Genomic DNA, 18,893 nt, shown 5'->3' with positions numbered 1-18,893 from the left:
AACCCGGCACATTTGCATGGCCGGGTGATTTTCAGGGAAGCAGGGATTTGAGTTTTTTGCGCGCCGCCGGGCTGATATCCAGCGGATGGCTGTAACCAATGTTTTCGATAGCCCGGTGGTACAACGCCACCAGCCAGTCATAAACATAGCGGGTGGCGGCGTGTACCGGCTGTTCGCTCAGACGGGTTAACCGCGCCTGAGTGGCACCATCCGTACCGCTGGAAAAAATGGTGCTGCCTTTGTTGACACGGCTTTCCGGGCGATCCGCTTGCGCGATCTCCGCGTAACCCAGCCAGGCGACAAAGTTACCAATCGCGGCGTACAGTTGCGCGGCGCAGGCGGTATCGCGCTGCATAATTTTTTGCAACTGATCGGGTAAATTTAGCCGGTAGCTGCTGACGATAACAATCTCCGCCATCTGGCGCAGCGTGGCAGGGCTGAGCCCCAGACGCGCGGCGTTATCATCGTTGCGGCTCCACTGGCGCACATGGTTGACCCACAAGGCATGCGCCTGCTGACCGATATCTTTCGACACCGCCTGCGGTTCGCTGCTTTCTGTGGATTCAGCAAACAGATCGATAGATTCATTAAACAAGCCGCTGACTTTCTCTTCGCGCGGCTGCTGAACTTTCCACAGCGTATCGAACTGCTGCATATCCGGCTGTAAACCTTCCAGTAATTCACCGTGGCGTGAAGCCTGGCCTTGCAGTTCACGCACCACGGACTCCGCGCTCGCGCGTTGCGCCGCCGCGTCTTTCGCGGCGGTGGCAAGCCAGGGTTGCAGCAGATCGCGAAGGGCGCGCTGATGGCGCTCAGTCAGCGCTTTCAGACGCTGCTGACGCAGGCCAGGCGCTGTCGCCTGCACCAGCCACTCCAGCAGACGCTGCAGACTGCTGGCATCCAGCGCCTGTAACGTTCCCCAGTGCTGACCCGGTTTACCGATGAGCTGTTGTACGGCTTCGTCCAGATTCTGTGCCAGCGTAAAGCGCGCATCCTGCGGCGTAATCGCCCAGACCAGCCCCGGCAGCGCCGTTTCCTGACCGGATTGTGTCTCTTTGACCCAGTTTAATAATGCGCGCGCAGTGGCTGCGGTTGCTGAGCGCTCCAGCGTCGCATTGCAAATCATCAATACATCCGGTTGCAGGCGCTGGCGGTAACTTTCCAGCAACCAGCGGCATTTGCTACGCCACAACGGCTGGCCATCCTGTGGGCCAGGTGTCGGAATATCGAGAATATCCACGGCCGTTAACACCGCGTTTTCCACCGGCAACACCAGTTCGCGCGTAATCAGCGCAAGGGTGGCCAGCGGAATACTGACCGCATTGTGCAACTGCTCGTTTGACCACGGGTGAACCACCACTTCGTCATGGATCTCATCGCTACCGGGTTCCGATGGCGTTAAGAAACCGTCGGTTGGCAGGGCAAAGGTATCCACCAGAATACTGAGCGGCGCCGCCAGTTCCTGCGCGTTACCGGTCTGGTGAAGGGTATGCGCCAGCGACAACCACTGCTGCGTGAGTTCCTGCTGCTCGCCCCATAACAGCGACCAGGCGCTGGCGCGGGCGCTGAGATCGAGGGATGGCAACAGGCAGGCAAACTGATACCACAGCGCATCGTCCATCTGTTGCTGCGACGAAGGCACTGCCGCGCGCCAGAAGCGGGCAATCGCGCCGATATCTTCCGCCGTGATCCCCGGCACTGCATTCGGCTGGCGCAGTGAGCGCCATTTCGCGACGCGGTCTTCGATCACCGATTTATCAACGGCGCGCAATTCCGGCTGCTGAACGGCATGAGCAATAAAGATCTGCACCAGCTCGGCTTCGCTGATAATGCGCAGGCACAGCGGGAAACCCTCATCCATCGGCGCGAGATGCTGGCTAAAGCGCAGCGCCATGCTGGTCAGGGCATGGCCGGGATTGATATGGGTGAAGTAATCCAGTGTTTTTTCGCCGGGACGCACATTAAGCCGCCCGTTACCGCTGCCGCACAGGGCTGTCAGCAGATGCGCTTTGGCCGCTTGTGAATGACCATACAACCCAACGGTGCAGGGCGCGTCGACCGCTTCACGCAGCGCGCTTTCCTCGGCGGCGGCAGTCGTCAGACGCGACAGCAGCGCGTCGGCATCATCATCCAGTAAAGGTGCGTGCTGGCGGTTTTCGTTGATCCATGTCGCCAGTGCCTGGGTGGTTTTTACGCTCGCACTCATTTCAGATACACACTCCCGCTGTCGATCCAGTAATGGCTGCCGCTATGGCGGCGATCGGCCAGCGTATTCAGTTTAAAAGTTAACGCGTCTGCGGCGACCGGCGTACCGTCCTGGAGCCAGGCCTCACTCAAGGTGAACGATTCGGGCCCGTGCTGTTTATTGCCGCCGCTGAACTGCAAACGGACATTCAGCACGCCGTCGCCCGCGATGGTTTTCGCCAGTTCCTGCGAGTTGATACTCAACGTGTAGAGCGGCGTAGCCGGCCAGCGGGCGTTCGCGAGCTGGCGGAAACCGAGCGTAACATTGCCGCGCAGCGGGAAGTGTAAACGCGCGTCCAGTTTTGCGCCGGGTTTATCAAGGTCGATATCGTGATACCAGATATTCTCATCGCGCAACGTATTGACGACGTTATCCAGCACACCGAGATAGCGCACGGTGGAATAGGCACCGATGTCCGCCGCTTTAAAGTTAAAACGCGGCAGACGCAAATCGAGCGCCAGGCTGCACAGCATCGCGCCAACGGCGGCGGTTGATTTCGGGTTGCCGATCTTACCCTGCTGGCTGAACGGATACCACTCATGTACGCGGTATTTATCAAGCCAGATCATGCGGTTAACCGGCACGGGTTGCAGGTGGCGAATCAGCGCCTGCACGCCGGGTAAGCAGCCAGGACGGCCGGTGATCAGCAGCACATCGCAGCAGTAGTGGCTGATGGCTTCGCAAACCGCATGCAGCGGGGCGGTCAGGGTAAATTGTCCGGCCAGCATCGCATCCTGCAACTCGCGGAAATTGACCTGCAGCGGGACAGCCAGCACATCGAATTCCGCTGAACCGGACGGCAGCGCATGATCGATCGCCTGCTTCAGGTAGTTCATGACATTGCGCGTCGGCAATTGCGTGAGCAGTTCGCCGAAGGTTGCATGCAATCCGGCGAGCGGATCGTTAATGTCGCTCTCTTCCCACGCGGCAAGAATGGCATGACCAATCGGCATAAACAGTTGCAGCGTCGTCTGCTGGCGCAGTACGGCCTGAGTATCAATACGCCCGGAATCGCCAAACAGCGTCGCCATGATCGCCGCGGCATCGGTAATGCCCGCTTTCTGCATCTGCGTTTGCAGTGCCGGCAGTACACAGCGCTGAATGATATCCAGCAGAATGTCATCCCCGGCGACTTTAAACCCTTCGCGGAACAGCAGTTGCGGGGTGATTTTGACGTTACTGCCGGTGCCATCATCCAGTTGATAATGGGTGATCGCCATATCTGTCGTGCCGCCGCCGATATCGACGGAGGCCACGCGCAGCGAACGGCCTTTTACCGCGCCAGGAGCTTCTTCGCGATCCGGACGGGCAAGCGAGGCGAAAAACGTTTCAGTTTGCCCGGCAAAACGGGAAATCGCTTCGTTATACAGCCATACCAGTTGGCCACAGCTGGCTTCGTCCCACTCCATCTGAATGTGCGGCACGGGCACCACGCTTTTTTCCTGCTGTTTGCGGTTAGCAAAGTCTTCATCCTGCGGATGCCAGCCCATGGCTTTCCATACCAGCGCGATGGCCTCAAACATGCGGCGACGGAAAATTTCACGCTCCTGCTTCGGCATCGCCGAGGGCAGGGTAAGAATAATGGTGCGCAACTGGCGCGGTGACGCAGGAAAACCCAAACGCAGACGCGTGGCGACACTGTTGATCTGCCCGAGCGCCTGCGACAGCAATTCACACAGCATGTGAGTCATCAGCGTGCTGCGGCTGTACTGGGGGGAGAAGACCGGTAAACGCTCATCCAGCGGCAGGCTATACAGCGGCTGGCCTTCGTCGTTCATCAGGTTCATTAACGGGAAGGCGGTCGCCAGCGGTTCGCGCTGGGTTTTGCTGTTCATCTGGCTAAAGCGCCAGTCCTGCAATACCGGTGTTTCGTCCCAAAGATAGCGGCGCGGGCTGGAGATACCGCTATTGCCTTCAGTACCGAGGCGCTGCGTTGCCAGTTTGCGGGCTTCATCGCCCACGCGGACAATCGAAGGCCAAATAAAGGCGTCTTCGCGACCGCTCTCGACCGAGAAGTGCTGTTTGCCGAAGCGCGCTTCAGAAAACTCAAGACGGCTGGTAAACAGCGGCTCATTGAGGAACTGAGGCTCACTGAGCGAACGCACCTGCAATTCCGCCGTCTGGCGCAACCCATCGTTGGCATCGCCGTGATCTTCAATGATCACGCCGCAGGTGTGGGTGTTGCCAACATCCAGAATCAGATCGACCGGGATCGCCGGGGTGCTCAGCGTGTGCGTGACGATTTTGACTTCCGGCACCTGCAATTGCATGCCGAGCAGGCTCATCAGATTCAGCCAGTGCGCCTGGTATTCAAAACCGCGCAATGCCTGGTTAATTTCGCGCTCACTGCGGGTTTCGTGTTGCGTAATGAATTGCAAAAACGCTTCGCGCAGCCAGCCATCAACCCAGGTTTGATCGAGGAAATCCGCCACTTCGTCATCACGCCAGGCCAGTGAGAACCGCGTACCATTGAGAATATCGTTTTCCTGCGGCGCCAGTGCGGCAGGCGAGTTACCGTTAATCTGGCTGTCGAGCGCCAGCGCCACGCGGTGGGTATTTCCGGCGCTGTCCGGTTCGCTGAGCTTGCGGATCTGCACGCGCGCCCAGTTATCCGGGCCTTCAACGAAAGTACGGGGCGGGTTGAAGCGCAGGAACGGGATCGGCAGCCAGATACCATCAAGGATCGACAACGAATATTGCAGCGAATGTGTGCTTTCGGGTTTTACCACTTCCGGCTGACCGCCGTCGCGGTTCGGCAGCGTATAACGCTCGTTGACCAGATCGAAATCCAGACGCAGCAGCGGGCCATTGGCGGTTTTACGCACAAATCGACCGCTGTTGGCGGAATCCTGCGGTGTCAGGCCAAAATCAAGAAACTGCACGCCGCTATTGGCAATCAGCGTCACGCTCTGTTTGTAGTCGCAAAGATTAACCAGCATAAACTCAGTCACCTGTTTTTCTGAACGTCACCGGAACGGTGGTGTTGGCGTCAAAACGCGCGCTGCATTCCGCGACGTCATTGCTGCTTGCTTTACAGGAAATTTCCGGCATCGGGTAACGCGTCCCGTCGCTGCAACGTGCGTTGCTGCGGCTCTTAATCAGCAGTTCGCCGGTTTCATGCAGGCCGGAGAACAGATCGGCGCGACAGGTCACATTTTTACCCATCACAATACGCGCCGTCCCTTTATTGTTCTGGATCTGGTAACGCACGGCAGGGGCTTTGCCAGTGACCGGATCTTTCACATCCATCGCCACACGCCAGTTACCGTTAAGGAATTTAGTGGAGCCAATTTTCACTTCTAGCGCATCCATCACCAGTACATCTTTCGGGATAGAGGCGATAACCACCGGCCCTTTGTCAACCGGTTTGACTTCCGGTGTTTTGACCGCAGGCGCAACAATTTCAGCCTGATGCAGCGGCAATTTCCCCGCCAGTTCAGGCAGCGGCTCGGCTTGTATCGGCGGCGGCGCAATAGCGACCGGCTCCGCTTTTGGTTCGGCGGGGGCAGGGGCAGGCGCTTGTTGTTGCTGATTAAGCACCAGCGGCACGGCAATTGCCGCCGCGACTGCCGCAGCAACGGGCAACGCCCACAGACCGTAGCGGCGGCGTTTTTTCACCACCGGTGCAGGTTCAGGCTGAGGAGCGGGTTCAGGGGCAACCACCGGTGCTGCTTCCTGCACGGGCGGTGCGGCTACGGGCTGCGGTTTGATTTCCGCTTGCGGCGTGAGTAGCGGCGCATCTGCCTGGCTGAATGTCACCTCGACAGCGGGCTCTTCTTTCGGCTCTGGCTCCGGTTCGATAATAATTTCAGGGATTTCTGGCTCCGGCTCTTGCAGGCACTCGAGCACATTTTCGCGGGCGCTTTCATTGAGATTCACAAAGCCCCAGAAGGTGATGACCGGTTTGCCATCAACGAGGAAAACATGGTTTTCGCCGGGGAATTGCAGCGCTTTTTCCAGCAGCGAGCCAAACAGTTGCTGCGCGGTTTTCGGTGATTGCAGGCATTTGCGGCTCAGCGCGGCGGCGCTGTCCAGCGTGCTCTCAAGGTAACGCAGCGCACGGGCGCGCGCCTCGGGTTCCGCCGCTTTCCATGACTGGGCGCGGCCATCAATGGGCGAATACCAGTCGACACGATCCCCTTCATCATTGACCTGGGGTATTGCCAGGCAATCTACCAGCGCCTGCTGCTTACGCAGACGCAGTGCTTCACGAATTTGCAATGCCGAATCGAATACGGCCTGACCGCCGCCGCCAACGGCCTGGAAATCATCCAAATCGCCGCTACGCAAGAGAGTTTTTGCCACGTTTTCATCCCATAGACTTCTTCACGCGTCTACTATACGCAAACTTCTTACCAGTAAAAGGCAGAAGAAAGCGCAAAACCATTGAATTCTCGACGCATTGAGCGCGTCGAACCCGCTTGACGGCACGAAATTTATTTAACGCAAATTTATTCATTAATAATGGTGGATATTTCAGCAAAAACAAATGCTTTAGAATAACCTGATGCGGAATCATTATTTGCCAGTTCTCATCTGCTGTGCTGAGATTAATGCTCCATATAAAAAAAGAAGGCTCCTGATAATGTCCACGGGAAAAACGCTGCTCGCCCTTGCGCTGAGCACACTGTTACCGGCAAGTGCCGCATGGGCGGCGTCCAACGATACAATCATTTACTGCTCCGAAGCGTCACCGGAATCCTTCAACCCGCAAATTGCCAGTTCCGGGCCGACATTTGTTGCCAGCTCGCAGGTGCTTTATAACCGCCTGGTCACCTTTGATCCGGTGAAAAACACACCGGTGCCGTCGCTGGCGACCGACTGGAAAGTCTCTGAAGACGGTAAAACCTGGACCTTTACGCTGCGCCAGGGCGTTAAATTTAACAGCAATAAATATTTCAAACCGACGCGCGACTTTAACGCCGATGACGTCGTCTTCTCTGTGATGCGCCAGATGGATCCGAAACATCCTTATCATAATGTTTCGCAAGGTAATTACGAATACTTCACCGATGTCGGCCTTGATAAGCTGATCAAAGAAGTGAAAAAAATCGATGATAACCATGTTCAGTTTGTACTGAATGAGCCGAATGCCGCGTTTCTTGCCGACTGGGGCATGGATTTCGCCTCGATTCTCTCTGCGGAATACGCGGATGCGATGCTGAAAAAAGGCACGCCGGAAAACGTCGATAACTGGCCAATCGGCACTGGCCCGTACGCTTTACAGCAGTACAAAACCGATGCGCAAATCCGTTATATCGCCAATCCAAATTACTGGGAAGGTGAAGTGCCTACCAAACATCTGATCTTCTCTATTACGCCGGATGTGCAAACCCGTCTGGCGAAGCTGCAAACCAATGAATGCCAGATTATTCCCGCCCCGGCACCGGTGCAGTTTGATCAGATCAAAAACAACAAAGACTTAACGCTGCATACCATTGATGCGCTGAATGTGGGCTACCTCGCGTTTAACACCGAGAAAAAGCCGTTTGATAATGTGCTGGTGCGCCAGGCGCTGAACTATGCGACCGACAAACAAGCTATCGTCAATGCGGTGTTCCTCGGCTCCGGTACGGTGGCAAAATCACCGCTACCGCCGAACATGCTCGGGTTTAATAAAGATCTGAAGGATTACAGCTACGATCCTGAAAAAGCCAAAGCACTGCTCAAGCAGGCCGGGCTGGAAAAGGGCTTTGAAGCCACGCTGTGGTCGATGCCGGTGCAGCGTCCGTATAACCCGAATTCGCGGCGCATCGCCGAGATGATTCAGGCGGACTGGGCGAAAGTTGGCGTGAAGGCGAAGATCGTCTCGTACGAGTGGGGTGAATATCTGGCCGGGATGCGCAAAGGGGAACACGATACCGCGCTGTTCGGCTGGATGTCGGATAACGGCGACCCGGACAACTTTGCTGATGTGCTGCTCGGTTGCAACAGCATCAAAACCGGCTCCAACGCCGCCCGCTGGTGCGATAAGGGGTATGATGCCCTGGTGCAGAAAGCCAAAGTCACTGCCGCTCCTGCCGAGCGCGCCAAACTTTACAGCCAGGCGCAGGAGATTTTCTACCAGCAGGCACCGTGGATCGCGCTGGCTAACGGCAAAACGTTTTACGCTACCCGCAGTAATGTCAGCGGTTATACCGTCAGCCTGATGGGCAGCGATTTTTCTAAAGCGAAGCTGAATTAAAGGAGAGGCTATGTCACATCTGGATGAGGTTATCGCACGTGTCGACGCGGCTATCGAACAAGGCGTTATTATCGGGATGAATGCGTTACTGGTTGAACTCAGCGATGATGCGGCACTGAGCCGGGATGAACGCTACACCCAGCAACAGCGCCTGCGTCAGGCAATTGCGCACCATGGTCGGCAGCACAAAGAAGATATGGAAGCGCGACGCGAACAGCTCACCAAAGGTGGCGAGATCCTGTAATTAAAACTGGCGTCTGGCTACCAGCCAGGCGCCAATCACCAGCAGCACTGCGCCGCATACCGGGCCAATCAGCGCTTTCAGCGCCACGCCCTGGCTTCTCACCACATCCATTACCAGACCACCGATAAGCTGGCTTGCCACCAGTACCGCAATGGTGGTTGCCGCACCGACATATTGATAACCACTGATACTGGCAAAGACAAAAAACGACCCCAACAGACCGGGAATGAGCGTCCACCATTTGACACTGGCGTACAACTCCTGAAACCCGGCCACACCGTGTTTGATCAGCAAAATAGAGACAAACAGCACAATGCCGACCAGCGAATTCAGCAGCATGGCGATAAGGATCGTCGAGGCCGACTGGGTAATGCGCACCATTAAGGTGTTTTGCACCACCAGGCCAATACCGGCAGCAATCAAAAAGGTGAGGGTGAGCGACTGATTCATGCAATGGCGTCCGGTTCGGTGCGGTCATCGAGTTGCAGCTGCATAAACGTCAAATCCAGCCAGCGGCCAAATTTAGTGCCGACCTGCGGCATTTGCCCGGTAATCACAAACCCAAGTTTGCTGTGCAAATGAATTGAGCCGTGATTCTGCGCTTCGATACCCGCGACCATCACATGTTTACCGATGCGTTTGGCTTCCTCAATTAAGCGCTCCATCAGCGCCAGGCCGATGCCTTTGCCCTGATGTTCCGGGTGGACATAAACCGAGTGCTCAACCGTGTGGCGAAAACCGTCAAAAGCGCGCCAGTCGCCAAATGAGGCATAGCCGGTGATTGCGCCGTTTTCTTCGCTGACCAGCACCGGATAGCCGAGCGCGGCGCGTGCTTCAAACCAGGCGATACGATTGTCGACATCGACCGTCTGGTCATTCCAGATGGCTGCGGTATTAACCACTGCATGGTTGTAAATGACGGCGATGGCCGCGCAATCTTCTTTCCCGGCGTAACGAATATTCATGGTTGAACCTCAAATTTGTACACTATAGTATTACGTTATGAATACTATCTCAGACAATATAAATCAACGGATCAGTGCGCGAATTCGTGTTGAACGTGAATCACGTAGCTGGTCACTGAGCGAACTGGCGGAGCGCGCCGGCGTGTCGCGGGCGATGATCCACAAAATTGAACGCGGCGAAAGTAGCCCAACGGCGGCGTTGCTGGCGCGGCTTTCCGGCGCGTTTGGCATCAGTATGTCAACGCTGATTGCACGCGCGGAAATGCAGGAAGGTAAACTGCTGCGCCACGCCGATCAGCCCGTCTGGCGCGATCCGCAGAGCCACTATCTGCGCCGTCATGTTTCACCGCGCAGTGATTTACCTATCGACCTGGTGCAAATCGAGCTGCCCGCCGGGAGCGATATTCCGATGCCTGCGTCCGCCTATGCGCTGGCGCGCCAGCTTATCTGGTTACAGGAGGGGGAACTGGTGTTCGTTGAAGGCGACACGCGACATGAGATGCACGCCGGAGATTGTCTGGAGCTCGGCCCGCCAAATGATTGCCGCTTTATCAATGAAAGCCACGCGCCTTGCCGTTATCTGGTGGTACGGCTAAATCCTTCCAGCTCGTAATGTAAACGCGCTCCTGGCCGTCAGGGACTAGTATCAATAGTTAGTCTGACACGTACAGGAGCGAACAATGAAACAAGATCCTCACCGCAACCGCCGCTGGGTACTGGCTTCCCGCCCGCACGGTGCGCCCGTCGCAGAGAATTTCCGCCTTGAAGAAGACGCTATCGCCACGCCAGGCGAAGGGCAGGTGTTGCTGCGCACGGTTTTCCTCTCGTTAGACCCCTATATGCGCGGGCGGATGAGCGATGCGCCGTCGTATTCGCCGCCGGTGAAAATTGGTGAAGTGATGTGCGGCGGCACCGTTAGCCGCGTGGTGAAATCGCAACACCCGGATTTCGCAGAAGGTGACTGGGTGCTGGGCTACAGCGGCTGGCAGGATTACGACATCTCGGGCGGCGAAGGCCTGGTCAAACTGGGAGACAACCCGCCGCACCCGTCGTGGCCGCTCGGCATTCTTGGTATGCCGGGGTTTACCGCCTATATGGGATTGCTGGATATCGGCCAGCCGAAATCCGGTGAAACGTTAGTTGTTGCCGCCGCAACCGGTCCGGTAGGCGCCACGGTGGGGCAAATCGGTAAAATTAAGGGGTGCCGCGTGGTCGGCGTGGCCGGTGGCAGCGAGAAATGCCGGCATGCGGTTGACGTGCTGGGGTTCGATCACTGCATTGATCATCACGCAGAGGATTTTGCCGAACAACTGGCTGCGGCCTGTCCGCAGGGGATCGATATCTATTTCGAAAATGTTGGCGGAAAAGTATTTGATGCGGTGCTGCCGTTATTAAATACCTCCGCGCGAATTCCGCTTTGTGGGTTAGTCAGCGGCTATAACGCCACCGATCTTCCTGCCGGTCCGGATCGTATTCCGTTATTAATGGCAATCTTGCTGAAAAAACGAATCCGTTTGCAGGGCTTTATTATTGGCCAGGATTACGGGCACCGTATTCATGAATTTCAGCAAGAAATGGAACAATGGATACGACAGGAAATAATTCAGTACCGTGAGCAATTGATCGAAGGGCTGGAAAATGCGCCAGACGCTTTTATCGGCCTGCTGGAAGGGAAAAATTTCGGTAAAGTCGTAATGCAAATCGGGCCTCTCAGCTAAAAGAATGATGGCGGTGAAAAACCGCCATCAGAAATCGTGCAAATTTTTGAGAAACGTCTTTAATTAGATAAGCATAAGGAACTGATGACCTTGTGAAGGCGGTTCCTGGTAGTTGTGCATAATAAATACAAATTGCTTTAACTTTTACGCGACCATCCAAGACCAGGCATGTGTATATAATATATTCATTGACACAAATTACGGACACGCTACCAGGCTGAGAATAAATAAGAAATTATACGGGATACAAACATGCTTGATTTGGAAAAAGCGCAGCGGACCAGTCTCACCATGCAAGTTGAGGCGAGTCTTAAAAGTGCGCTTATTATTGGTGCGCTTAAACCGGGCGCGCGGCTCATCACAAAGGAAATAGCAGATCAATTAGGCACCAGTATTACACCGGTGCGGGAAGCGTTACTGCGGTTGGTCTCCGCAGGTGCGCTGCATGCCACGCCGGCGCAGGCTTTTCTGGTTCCGGAAGTCAGCCTTGATCGCTATAACGAAATTAACCAGATTCGTAAAAATCTTGAGGGCATGGCCGCACGCGCTGCCAGCCAGCATATGACGAAGGAGAAAATTCGTGAGTTGCGTATCCTGGCGGCGAATTTTCATGAAGCAATGAAAAGCGGTAACACGGAGCAGGGACTGCAGGCTAACCGCGTGTTTCGCTTTAGTGTTTACAACCACGCCGGGATGCCGACGCTAACCGCATTGATTGAGCAGTTATGGGTTCGTATTGGGCCTTGTTACAATTATCTTTATCCAAATTCTGAGGATTTAACGCGCGTCGAAAATTACAGCGATTTGTTGGCCGCGTTAGAAGAGGGAGACGCTTTCGCTAGCGAACGCGCGTTATGGCGTGCGATTGATGAGGGCGCAAACATCGTTCACAAACAATTCTATCGATAAGTTATAATTCAACAACATAATCCTTTCTCTCTATATTGATGCTCCCCGGCAAAAATTTGCGAATGGGGCGCATCAATATCACGTTTTTCACTGATAAGACCAGCTCATACCTGAACTCCCTGGTTTCATTGCCGATAACAATGTGTGCGTGCAGTTGTTGGGCGCTAACATTGGGGTTTAGCAAGGAGTCCGGAATGTCATTTAGCCAGCGGTTAAGCAACATAAAAATTAGTAGGAAGCTGTCAGTCGGTTTTGGATTAGTTCTCTTTCTGGTTGCTATTGCCACCGTCCTGAGCGTATTGCGCTTCAAAGAAATACGCGACGTCTACGAAAAAACCAATCTTATGTACAACATCAACATTGAAGTATTTCAGGCCAAAATTAACCGTCTGAAATACTTCTATGGCGATGATAAATCAGGGCAGGTGATGGCCAACTATGTGCGTCACGCTTCCGAGCTGACTGCCAGCGCCGACGATATGTCCTGGTCTGCAAACGAAAAACAAATTATTAACGATGTCGCCCGCCACCTGGAACAGTTCCAGAGCGCGATTGGCGAGATGCAAAAAGCCACCGGTGACATCAAAACCGTGCGCGATTCGCTCGATAAACTGGCCGCACAAGATCTCTCGGCGCGCTATACCACGCTGGTGCGCACACCGGTGGCCGACCCGGCGCTGATGGCGCAAATTTACGAACAGTTATTTGCGATCAGCACGGTGCGCGACGCCGCACTGGTGGTGCGTTACAGCCCGGGTAAAGAGTCGAAAGAAGCGCTGGATGCCCGTTTTGGCGCAACGCAAAAGAGCGTTCAGGCACTGGCAAGCCAGTTACCGGGTGAGCTGCAATCACCGTTGCAATCCCTGTGGGATGACACGGTGAAATACCGCGATTTAAGTCTCAACTATCTCAGCGCTTTCCAGGCATTAAAAGCCGCGGAAGATAAAGTAAAAGTGGGTGGGGACGAGAGCAGCGCCTCGCTCAAACAGATCATTACGCTGGTGAAAGCGCACAACGATGAACTGGCGTACACCTCGAGCACCATTGCGTCGATTATCGGTGTGATCGCTATCCTGCTCGGTGTAATTGTCTCCTGGTGGGTTATCCGCCAGATTACGCGTCCTATCGATCGCAACCTGGCGCTGGCAGAACGTATCGCCAGTGGCGATCTCAGCTCACAAATTCGTGCGCAGAGCACCGATGAGCTGGGGCAATTAACCGGTGCGATGGGCCGGATGAACGACACGCTGCGCGATATGATTTTTGAAGTGCGCAACAGCGTGAGCCAGGTTTCGCGTGCAGCGACGGAGATTGCCGAAGGCAATACCGATCTCTCTTCCCGCACCGAGCAGCAGGCAGCGGCGGTGGTTGAAACCGCGGCCAGTATGGAAGAGTTGACCGCCACGGTGAAAAACAACGCCGATAACGCGCGCAATGCCAGCAGCCTGGCCGCTCAGGCGTCGAAAACCGCCAGCGAAGGCGGCACGGTGATGCGCGAAGTGGTGAACACCATGGGCGATATTCATAACAGTTCGAACAAAATTGCCGATATTACTGCTGTGATTAACAGCATCGCCTTCCAGACTAACATTCTGGCACTGAACGCCGCGGTAGAAGCGGCACGCGCCGGTGAACAGGGCCGTGGCTTTGCGGTAGTCGCCAGCGAAGTGCGCAGCCTGTCGCAACGCAGCTCGCAGGCGGCAAAAGATATTGAACAGCTGATTAGCGAATCTGTATCACGCATTAATGTCGGTAGCGAACTGGTGGCGAAAGCCGGTGAAACCATGGATCAGGTGGTGCAGTCTGTCACTCGTGTTAACGATATCATGGGCGAAATCTCTTCCGCTTCCGAAGAGCAGAGCCGCGGTATTGAACAAATCGCGCGCGCGGTGGGTGAGCTGGATAGCACCACGCAGCAGAACGCCTCGCTGGTGAGCGAATCCTCATCGGCGGCGGGTTCGCTGGAAGAGCAGGCACGTTTGCTGGAAGAACTGGTCGCTACGTTCCGTCTCGATCAGAATGGCGCAAAACCGGTCGCCAAAACAGGTAAACCGACCGCCAGGCCCGCTGTGAAGCAGAACGTCGAACCGCGTGAAACCGCCACGAGCGATGAGGGCTGGACTACGTTTTAACTTTTGATACGCGCATCAGTAGCAGCCCGGAAGCGCGATGCAACCGGGCTTTTTTATGGGAAACGGCGGTATGAAATACCCTCTGGTAAAACAACTAAAACAGCACGATACGTTGCGCCAAAGCTTTATTGATTTAGCCGTAGATACCTTCGATTTATCCTTCGAGGCATGGTATCAGGCGGGATTCTGGACGGAAAACTACATTCCCTACGCGCTGGTTGATGACAACCAGGTTATCGCCAATGCCTCGGTTAACGTTATCGATACACGCTGGTTGGGCGCCGAAAAACGCTATATCCAGATAGGCACGGTAATGACCGATAAGCGCTATCGCAATAACGGACTCGCCCGTTACCTGCTGACGGAAATCATCCGGGACTGGCAACACCGGGCCGATGCAATCTATTTGTACGCAAACGCCACCGTGCGGGATTTTTATCCGAAGTTTGGCTTTGAGAAAGCGCGGGAATATCAATACACCCTGCGCGCCACGCCGGTGGCGAGTGACTTTCGCCGGCTGGATATGGACGACGACGCCGACAGGCAGCAGTTGCTGCGCTATTACGCGAAATCTAACCCCTTTTCGGCGCTGCCGATGAATAACAACGTAGGGTTGTTGATGTTTTACTGTGCGTCGTATTTAAAAGCGTGCGTCTACTTTTCAGAAAAATATCAGGCTATCGCCATTGCCACGCAAAACAGAGGCACGCTGCTGTGCTTCGATATTTTTGCCGAACCGGGCACGACATTAACGCAAATCGTTAATGCATTAGCCAATCAACAAACCCAGCGTGTGGTGTTAGGTTTTACGCCCAACGAATCCCGCGAATGCGAATGCACGTTAATCGACGATGAGGACACGCTGTTTCTGTTCAGCGGCAAAGAGAATGTGTTTCGCGACCATCAGGTGATGTTCCCACTGTTGTCACATGCCTAGTTGTCCCACGCCTGGTTGTCCCACGCCTGGTTGTCCCACGCCTGGTTGTCACACGCCTGAGCGTTATCGCTATAAAAAAAAGCCCCTGCTAACAGGGGCTTTTTTATTATTCAAACTGATACGCGACCGATAAGCCGACGCCGTAATTACGCCCCGGGGCCGGTTCGTAATAACGGTCATTGCCTTCGTTAACGATAACGGAACCGACGTATTTGCGATCAAACAGGTTATCGACCCGGCCAAACACGTCCATCATCCAGTTGCCATAGCTGAATTTATAGCCGGTATTCAGCCCGGTGACGGTATAAGAAGGCGCTTTGGCGCTGTTTTCGTCATTGGCCATCAGATCGCTCATATAGCGCACATCTGCGCCCGCGTACCAGCCCTGATCCGGGATCCAGCCCAGCGAGGCAAAGCCCATATTGCGCGCGATACCCGGAATACGGTTGCCATTACATGCACCATCGCATACGTCACTGCGATATGTTGCATCAAGATAGGTCCACGCCAGTTTTGCCCGCCAGTTCCCGGCGAATTGCTGATCGAGGGATAATTCCGCGCCCTGACGACGGGTTTTCCCGGCGTTTTTATAGGTGGTGCGCCCACCAGTGCTGGTATCGGTCACGATCTCATTATCCGTATCCGTACGGAACAGCGCGGCGGTCAGCAGGCCATTGCCGATACGTGTTTTGCTGCCGATCTCCACGGTGTCGTTAGTTGACGGCTTCAGCGCGAAGTTGAGACCAGTTTTGCCATCCGCGCGGTAGGAGAGTTCATTAATCGTGGGCGTTTCAAAACCGCGACCGGCGGCGGCATACACATTCCAGCCCTCGGTCATGGCATATTTCAGCGACGCAGCAGGCAGCCATTTGTGATAACTGGCTTCGCCGCTGTCATCACCATTTCGCGCTGTAATGTAATGATCGTTGGAATCAAACCAGACGGAGCTGTAACGCACGCCCGCATCCAGCGACAGCTTATCGGTGAGTTGCCAGGCGGTTTGCAGATACGGATCGACGTTCCACATCAGATTGCGTTCGTTACGGCGCAGACTGCCTTTTTCGCCATACACCGGCGTGGTGCCATTCATCACAAAGTTTTCGTAACCTTTGCGCTCCTCGCTCATGTTTTCGTAGTTCAGACCACCGGTAAAGGTCACCGGTACACCCAGCTCACCACGGTGCGTCCAGCGGGTATCAATACCCTGATAGTGGCGCGTTAAATCAATCACGCCGCCCGCGTGGGTGGGGTTGAGCTGCGGGCCGCGCGGAATCGATTGATATTGCGTGGTTTCACGCTCACCGGCGTACATCATCACGCTTAAATCATCCTGGCTGCTCATCTGGCGCTCATAGCGCAGGCCCGCCTGGGTTTGCTTAATGGTTTTGCGCGTATCGTATTGCTGCGCCCGCGGTGACTGGCGCGGGTTATCTTTCCACTCGGACTCGGTTAACCCGCCTGCATCGTTGGCTTTAATGTCAACGCTGTTAAAAATCAGGCTCAGTTTACTGACGTCATCAATGCGCACGCCGAGTTTCGCGTTGGCGAGATTTTTCCGCGCGCCGCTGCGATCGCGATAACCCTGGGTGACAAAACGGGTGCTGGACACGGTGTAATCAACATCGCCCGCGTGCGTTCCGTCACCCATTGCGCCGGTGGCTTTCAACCCGTAGCGCCAGCTACCAAAGCTACCGTAATAGCTGCTGGCTTCAATGGTTGCCGGTTCACGCCCGGTCTGCGTGGTGATATTCATTACCCCGCCAGATGCGTTGCCATACAGCGCCGAGAACGGGCCGCGCAGCACATCAATGCTCTCCACACTGTTTAAATCGATATTCGAAGTTTGCCCCTGGCCATCCGGCATGGTCGCGGGAATGCCATCCACATACAGGCGAATGCCGCGTACCCCGTAAGTAGAACGCGAACCAAAGCCGCGAATCGACAGTTGCAGATCCTGGGCGTAATTTTGCCGGTTTTGCACTTGTAAACCGGGAACGCTGTTCAGCGATTCCGAAAGATTGACGCGCGGTGCAGCCTGGCGGATGTCGTCGCCTTGCACGACGCTCACGGCGGCGGGGCTGTCCAGTTCGGAAACGGTCTGCGGTGTGGCGCTGACAATCATGGTTTGTTCGTTGTCGGCCGCATAAGCGGGCGTGGAGAGCGCAGCCGGTAGCAATAACACCGGCAAGGTGGCCTTTGTGGCGGAAATGATATTCATGACGGAACCAAGTTAAAAGACGAACCAAAAAAAGGAAATACGCCAATATGTTAAAGCGTATGTAAATTATTTGAAAACTTTAAACGCACATTACGTTAATGATTAGTGTAACGGAGGAAACGGGATCCTGCGTCGCGACGATTAACACTCCACTTTCTTGTCATTAATGATTACTATTCTCAACTACAACAATAAGCGAAACCGCCGTTTCGTGCACTGGACGCATGTGAAAACGTAACCATTAAGTTGAACAAAGGGAGTCGTCATGTCTTTACGCCAATTATGCTCACCGCGCTTGCGCCGTACGTTGCTTCTGGGATCGTTACTGCTGGCGGGTTCATTTAACACCCACGCCGCAGAGGAGATGCTGCGCAAAGCCGTCGGCAAAGGTGCCTATGAAATGGCCATCAGCCAGCAGGAAAACGCGCTGTGGCTGGCCACTGCGCAAAGCCGCAAAACGGATAAAGGCGGGGTGATTTACCGTCTTGATCCGGCCACGCTTGCCATTACGCAAGCTATTCACAGCGATGTAAAACCCTTCGGCGCAACGCTTAATCACCGCACGCAGACGCTGTGGTTCGGCAACACCACAGACGGTTGCGTAACGGCGGTAGACGCTAAAACCGGCGTCATCAAAGGCCGCGTGGTGCTGGAGGCGCGTAAACGTTCGGAAACGGTGCGCCCGCTCAGCCCGCGCGAGCTGGCGGTGGATGAAGAGACCAATACCGTTTACATCACCGGCGTCGGGAAAGAGAGTGCGATATGGGTGGTGGATGGTGCTGCGCTGAAGCTGAAAACGACCATTACCAGTACGGGGACATACAGCACCGGCCTTGCCATCGATACTGCGGCAAAACGTCTCTACACCACCAATGCTGACGGCGAGCTAATTACCATTGATACCCGCAATAACCGCATCCTTGAACGCAAAAAATTGCAGGATGACGGCAAAGAGCACTTCTATCTCAACCTGAGCCTCGATACCGCCGGTCATCGCGCGTTTATCACCGACTCAAAAGCGCCGGAAGTGCTGGTTGTCGATACCCGTAACGGCAAGGTAATGGAGAAAATCGCCGCGCCGGAATCACTGGCGGTGCTGTTTAATCCGGCGCGCAATGAAGTCTACGTGACGCACCGCGAGGCGGGGAAGGTAAGCGTTATCGACGCCAAAACCTATAGCGTAGTGAAAACCTTCGCCACGCCAACCCATCCGAACAGCCTGGCGCTTTCAGCGGACGGCAACACGCTGTACGTCAGTGTGAAACAGGCTTCAACGCGCGAGAAAGAGGCCACGCAGCCAGATGATGTGATACGTATTGCGCTGTAATCGTTTGATACCTT

Annotated in this window: 14 protein-coding genes; 8 read left to right on the top strand and 6 right to left on the bottom strand. The window is 55.1% G+C overall.

Annotation, left to right across the window (positions count from 1 at the left end; translation table 11 throughout):
* Window positions 1-31: 31 nt before the first annotated feature.
* The 3 genes from O3S68_RS05875 to O3S68_RS05865 are packed head-to-tail and all read right to left on the bottom strand — an operon-like array spanning window position 32 to window position 6,550.
* Entirely contained in the window at window positions 32-2,206 is a 2,175-nt protein-coding gene (locus tag O3S68_RS05875) for a virulence factor SrfC family protein (protein ID WP_269231031.1), read from the bottom strand.
* A complete protein-coding gene (locus O3S68_RS05870; RefSeq protein WP_045508256.1) occupies window positions 2,203-5,184 on the bottom strand; it encodes a virulence factor SrfB in 2,982 nt (993 codons plus the stop codon). The genes O3S68_RS05875 and O3S68_RS05870 overlap by 4 nt, the downstream gene beginning before the upstream one ends.
* A gap of 4 nt (window positions 5,185-5,188) precedes the next feature.
* Window positions 5,189-6,550: an SrfA family protein gene (locus tag O3S68_RS05865; RefSeq protein ID WP_269231030.1), complete on the bottom strand. Its 1,362-nt coding sequence runs from the start codon at window positions 6,548-6,550 to the stop codon at window positions 5,189-5,191.
* A 280-nt stretch (window positions 6,551-6,830) separates the two neighbouring features.
* Between O3S68_RS05865 and O3S68_RS05860 the strand changes: the two genes are divergently transcribed.
* Both O3S68_RS05860 and O3S68_RS05855 read left to right on the top strand, forming a co-directional pair.
* On the top strand, window positions 6,831-8,429 hold the full coding sequence (locus O3S68_RS05860) for an ABC transporter substrate-binding protein (protein ID WP_016496001.1): 1,599 nt from the start codon (window positions 6,831-6,833) through the stop codon (window positions 8,427-8,429).
* Window positions 8,430-8,439: 10 nt separating this feature from the next.
* Complete coding sequence (locus tag O3S68_RS05855) at window positions 8,440-8,673, top strand: DUF2526 family protein (protein ID WP_016496002.1); 234 nt, start codon at window positions 8,440-8,442, stop codon at window positions 8,671-8,673.
* Here O3S68_RS05855 and O3S68_RS05850 read toward each other — a convergent pair whose 3' ends face one another.
* Together O3S68_RS05850 and O3S68_RS05845 are read right to left on the bottom strand one after the other, a co-directional pair.
* A complete protein-coding gene (locus tag O3S68_RS05850; RefSeq protein WP_016496003.1) occupies window positions 8,674-9,123 on the bottom strand; it encodes a DMT family transporter in 450 nt (149 codons plus the stop codon).
* Window positions 9,120-9,638 carry a GNAT family N-acetyltransferase gene (locus O3S68_RS05845; protein ID WP_045508267.1) on the bottom strand — a complete coding sequence of 173 codons (519 nt, stop codon included), beginning with the start codon at window positions 9,636-9,638 and terminating at the stop codon, window positions 9,120-9,122. Before O3S68_RS05845 ends, O3S68_RS05850 begins: the two co-directional genes overlap by 4 nt.
* Before the next feature lie 37 nt (window positions 9,639-9,675).
* Between O3S68_RS05845 and O3S68_RS05840 the strand changes: the two genes are divergently transcribed.
* The 5 genes from O3S68_RS05840 to O3S68_RS05820 all read left to right on the top strand — a co-directional run bounded on the left by O3S68_RS05840 (window position 9,676) and on the right by O3S68_RS05820 (window position 15,334).
* Window positions 9,676-10,251, top strand: a complete 576-nt coding sequence (locus tag O3S68_RS05840) for a helix-turn-helix domain-containing protein (protein WP_045508270.1) — start codon at window positions 9,676-9,678, stop codon at window positions 10,249-10,251.
* A 67-nt stretch (window positions 10,252-10,318) separates the two neighbouring features.
* A complete protein-coding gene (locus tag O3S68_RS05835) occupies window positions 10,319-11,356 on the top strand; it encodes an NADP-dependent oxidoreductase (RefSeq protein WP_269231029.1) in 1,038 nt (345 codons plus the stop codon).
* Between the two features lie 252 nt (window positions 11,357-11,608).
* On the top strand, window positions 11,609-12,265 hold the full coding sequence (locus tag O3S68_RS05830; protein ID WP_160270198.1) for a GntR family transcriptional regulator: 657 nt from the start codon (window positions 11,609-11,611) through the stop codon (window positions 12,263-12,265).
* 194 nt (window positions 12,266-12,459) lie between these two features.
* Window positions 12,460-14,397 (top strand): methyl-accepting chemotaxis protein, encoded by a 1,938-nt coding sequence (locus O3S68_RS05825; RefSeq protein WP_269231028.1) that lies wholly within the window; start codon window positions 12,460-12,462, stop codon window positions 14,395-14,397.
* A gap of 70 nt (window positions 14,398-14,467) precedes the next feature.
* A complete protein-coding gene (locus O3S68_RS05820; protein WP_269231027.1) occupies window positions 14,468-15,334 on the top strand; it encodes a GNAT family N-acetyltransferase in 867 nt (288 codons plus the stop codon).
* Between the two features lie 106 nt (window positions 15,335-15,440).
* Here the strand turns inward: O3S68_RS05820 and pqqU are convergent, their stop codons facing one another.
* Complete coding sequence (pqqU, locus tag O3S68_RS05815; RefSeq protein WP_269231026.1) at window positions 15,441-17,552, bottom strand: TonB-dependent receptor PqqU; 2,112 nt, start codon at window positions 17,550-17,552, stop codon at window positions 15,441-15,443.
* Between the two features lie 265 nt (window positions 17,553-17,817).
* Here pqqU and yncE point away from each other — a divergent pair, with 265 nt between their 5' ends.
* The gene (gene yncE / locus O3S68_RS05810; RefSeq protein ID WP_269231025.1) at window positions 17,818-18,879 is read left to right on the top strand and encodes a 7-bladed beta-propeller protein YncE; all 1,062 of its coding nucleotides are present in this window, start codon (window positions 17,818-17,820) and stop codon (window positions 18,877-18,879) included.
* Window positions 18,880-18,893 lie beyond the last annotated feature (14 nt).

This window comes from Kosakonia sp. SOY2, from assembly GCF_027109175.1.
Taxonomy (GTDB): domain Bacteria; phylum Pseudomonadota; class Gammaproteobacteria; order Enterobacterales; family Enterobacteriaceae; genus Kosakonia.
Note: the sequence above shows the minus strand (reverse complement) of the source record. Positions and strands in the feature narration are given on the sequence as shown.